Annotated in this window: 6 protein-coding genes; 3 read left to right on the forward strand and 3 right to left on the reverse strand. The window is 69.4% G+C overall.

All coding sequences use genetic code 11. From position 1 onward, the window contains the following. Positions 1–287, reverse strand: a 287-nt coding sequence (locus tag ABZY11_RS43770; RefSeq protein ID WP_356484515.1) for a hypothetical protein, incomplete at its 3' end; no start/stop codon positions are given. 220 nt (positions 288–507) lie between these two features. Here ABZY11_RS43770 and ABZY11_RS43775 point away from each other — a divergent pair. The 3 genes from ABZY11_RS43775 to ABZY11_RS43785 are packed head-to-tail and all read left to right on the forward strand — an operon-like array spanning position 508 to position 1,962. Beyond that, complete coding sequence (locus ABZY11_RS43775) at positions 508–1,068, forward strand: hypothetical protein (RefSeq protein WP_356484519.1); 561 nt, start codon at positions 508–510, stop codon at positions 1,066–1,068. Positions 1,069–1,072: 4 nt separating this feature from the next. Then, positions 1,073–1,663, forward strand: coding sequence for a hypothetical protein (locus tag ABZY11_RS43780; RefSeq protein ID WP_356484516.1), 591 nt, complete (start codon positions 1,073–1,075; stop codon positions 1,661–1,663). A gap of 44 nt (positions 1,664–1,707) precedes the next feature. Continuing rightward, positions 1,708–1,962, forward strand: a complete 255-nt coding sequence (locus ABZY11_RS43785) for a hypothetical protein (RefSeq protein ID WP_356484517.1) — start codon at positions 1,708–1,710, stop codon at positions 1,960–1,962. A 108-nt stretch (positions 1,963–2,070) separates the two neighbouring features. Here ABZY11_RS43785 and ABZY11_RS43790 read toward each other — a convergent pair whose 3' ends face one another. After that, complete coding sequence (locus ABZY11_RS43790; RefSeq protein WP_356484520.1) at positions 2,071–2,439, reverse strand: hypothetical protein; 369 nt, start codon at positions 2,437–2,439, stop codon at positions 2,071–2,073. A gap of 8 nt (positions 2,440–2,447) precedes the next feature. Continuing rightward, positions 2,448–2,705: a hypothetical protein gene (locus tag ABZY11_RS43795; RefSeq protein WP_356484518.1), complete on the reverse strand. Its 258-nt coding sequence runs from the start codon at positions 2,703–2,705 to the stop codon at positions 2,448–2,450. Positions 2,706–2,771 lie beyond the last annotated feature (66 nt).

Raw genomic sequence — 2,771 nt, forward strand, 5'->3', positions numbered from 1 at the left:
GTGTCGGTGCTCTTGCCCACGAGCGAGGACAGCAGCTCGACCATGGTCGCGTTGACCGTGCGCTGCTCGTCGATGAAGCCGTCGATCTTCCGCTCCAGACCGTCCAGACGCTGGGTCACGTGGCCGCTGAGGTTCTCGACCTTCTGGTCCAGGTTCCCGACCTGCAGGCGCACCGCGGTGAGGTCGGACTTGATGATCCCGAACTCGCGGGAGTCCTGAGCCGAGCCCTCTTCGAAGCGCCGGGTCAGGGCAGCGAGCTCGCTGTGAGCGATGGGGTCCTCGGGCACGCGGGTACTCCTGCCAGATCACAAAAACCGCAGATAAGAGGACTCCACGATATCGCGCCCACACCCCGCGCCGTCCTCGTTCCACGTGCCCGCGGCCATCCGCCGCCAGCCATATCGGCCCATGGCTGGCCGATCATCTCGCTGACACGGCTCACCCTGAATGGCAGGGTCGGCCGTGATCGGTTACGGCAGAGAACAGGGGGCTCCGGTGGAAGCACGGATGTGGAACGGACTGGTCGGCGTGGTGGAGGAGGCGTACACCGCCGGGCTGGGCGAGGGCACCGTGCCGCGGCCGCTCATGATGCCGCTGGTGCGCAGCGAGCTGGTCGGGATGATTTGGGTACGCCCGCTCAAGGTCGGCGAGGACGCGCTCACCGGAATCGCGGAGCTGTCGAACATCGCCGCGGCGGCCGGTGCGGACGAGGTGGTGCTCGCCTGGGAGACCCACGACGTCGCCACCGCCTGCGAGCTGCCCATCGTCGGCCCGGCGCCGTGCCTGAACATGGTGCGCGCCACCCGCGACGGGCACGTGCTGCACCAGTTCCCCTACAGCGAGCAGCTCCTGGCGCGCAGCCCCGAGGGCTGGGCATCGGTCGCCCCCGACTGGAGGCCGGCCCCCGCGCCGCAACCCGGCGGCGAGCTCGTGCCGCCCATCCAGAGCGCGGTGAACTTCTCCTTCATCCCGATCGAGCTGGACCATCCCGACCCGTTCGGCGTCACCGTCGTGCTGATGGAGGAGGACGGCTACCGCATCAGCCTGACCGAAGCGTTCGCCCGCTGAGCCCGTGGCACGGGACTTCGACGACGACGTGCCCCGCCGAATCCAGGACGCGAACGAACTGATCAGTGCCCGCCAGCGGGACGCCGACGAACGGATCTACGTGGTGACCACCGACCTCGTCATCGACGCTCAGGAGCAGCTTGCCCGGCGGCGCCGGCTGGACCGCATCTGGCGCGCCGGGGCGGCCATCAGCTGGCTGTCCTTACTCGCCGCGGTCATCGGCACAGGCATCGCCTGGTTCACCACGGGCGACCCGGCGCGGTTCGTCGTGGGTGACTTGATCTGCGGCGGCCTGCTCCTGATGTCCCTGTTGGCGCTGGTCGGCGTCCACTTCGCCGGGCGGGACGTGTCCACCCTCCAGCGACTGGAGGCGCATCTCGCCTCCGCGCAGGAGTCGCTGTGGAAGCAGAAGGTCAGGAACAACCCGGCCCTGGGCGACCGGCGCAAGCTCTACCGCGAGGAAGTCACGACCGCGATCGAGCAGTACCAGGTCGACAGCCGCAAGTACCGGCGGATCCACAACGGCCTGCAGACCCTTATCATGATCGGCTCGGCCTCCACGAAATCGCGGCCCTGGACACCGGCAAGGAGCTGACCTGGCAGAGCGTCACCCTGACCGTCATCAGCTTCGCCATCACGGTGGCCGCGATGTTCACCGGCTACTACAAGTTCCGCGAGCGCAGCTACTTCCTCCAGCAGACCGCCGACGCCATCGAGGAGGCCGTCCGACTCGGCATCGGGCCGTACAGCGAGTACGGCCCCGGCCGGGAGGACGAGGCGCTGAAGCTGTTCACCCAGCGCGTCGAGGACCACCGCAACGAGCAGCGGCGCCGCCAGCAGCAACTGGATCAGCCCGCCGACCAGAGCGCACCCACCGGCCAGCCATCGGCCTGACCACAGCGCTTCTGCGCGGACCGACACCCGGCCGGTGCTTTTCGGGGCTGACCCGTCCAGGCGTGAGGCCGGACCGGCAGAGCGGCCCGGCCTCACGTCACCGACCGGTCAGGGCGTCAGGTCCAGGACGCGGACCGGCTCTCCCTCCCACCGGTTCGGGGCGGTGGTCGCAACGATCGCACCGTCGGGACGGTCCGCGGTGGGCTGCGCCGCGTACTGGCTGTGCGCCGCGGCCCACGTCTCCTGCTGCGCGATCGCGAGAGCGGCCGGCAGGTCCAGGTCCAGGACAGTGATGCCGGGCAGAGACACCAGGTGTTCCGCCGTGCCGGGGCGTGCGCGGTCGGCTTCGACGAGCGCGCACGCCGGGGCGTAGAGGAACCAGCCAGGTTCGGCATGAGCCCGGTGGATGAGGCGGGATGCGAGGACGTTGCCCTGGCCCGCCGCGGCCATCGCCGTGTCGTCCAGAACGATGTGCATGGCGTCGCTCACCGGGCAGTCACCCGGGCCAGGCGCCGGTCCAGCTCACTGTCCAGGTCATCCTGCTCGGCAGTGGTGGGGGCGTAGCCGTTCCACTTCTTCAGCGCGGCCCGGGCCTTCTCGGCACGCTCGGCACGCTCGGCCGGGGTCAGCATCGTTTCGGCCAGGCGTGCCAGGTAAGCGCGCAGCGACAGACCCTCAGCGGCCGCGATCGCGGCAAGCCGGTCCTTGGCCTCTTCGGGGATACGGACATTGGCATCGGACATCGTCGTACTCCTTCCCATCCTCCAAGAGTACGGGTACGTACCCGTACCCGTCATGAGGGGGGCGAA

The organism is Streptomyces sp. NPDC006510 (genome assembly GCF_040611955.1).
Taxonomy (GTDB): domain Bacteria; phylum Actinomycetota; class Actinomycetes; order Streptomycetales; family Streptomycetaceae; genus Streptomyces.